Here is a 584-nt window from a genome sequence, read left to right on the forward strand (position 1 = left end):
GGTGACGCTGCCGGACGGCACCACTCGAGAGGGCACCCTCAACAAGAACGGCTACGCACGCGTGGACGGCGTGAATCCGGGGGAGAGCCAGGTCTCCTTCCCCGACCTGGACGGAAGCAGTTGGAAATGAACTACCAGTCGACAAGACTTGAGGAGGGGAGATGCCCACCACCCACGTCGTCACGCAGGGCGAGTGCCTCCTGCTCATCGCGCGGCGCCATGGCTTCGCGGACTTCAAGCGCCTCTACGAACACCCGGACAACGCGGAGCTGCGCGAGAAGCGCCCCAACCCCAACGTGCTCTACCCGGGGGACACCGTCGTCATTCCGGAGGTGAGCCCCCCGAAGAACAAGCCCAACGTCTCCACCGGAAGGGCCCACCGCTTCACCCTCAAGGTAGGGGAGCGGCACCTGCGGCTCGCCCTGAAGGACGCGGAGGGGGCACCGCGCTCCGGAATGCCCTACCTGCTCACCTTCGAGCAGGAGGTCATCGAAGGCAGTACGGATGACGAGGGCTTCCTCGAGGCGAAGGTCCCCTTCACCGTCAGCCAGGTGGAGCTGGAGTGCGAGGGCCTGTCCTGGGAG

Annotated in this window: 1 protein-coding gene; it reads left to right on the forward strand. The window is 66.1% G+C overall.

Translation table 11 applies throughout. The features are described from left to right. Positions 1-161 precede the first annotated feature (161 nt). Positions 162-584: LysM peptidoglycan-binding domain-containing protein (locus FJV41_RS49715; RefSeq protein WP_141649564.1), on the forward strand; the 423-nt coding region annotated here is incomplete at its 3' end.

The organism is Myxococcus llanfairpwllgwyngyllgogerychwyrndrobwllllantysiliogogogochensis (genome assembly GCF_006636215.1).
GTDB lineage: Bacteria > Myxococcota > Myxococcia > Myxococcales > Myxococcaceae > Myxococcus > Myxococcus llanfairpwllgwyngyllgogerychwyrndrobwllllantysiliogogogochensis.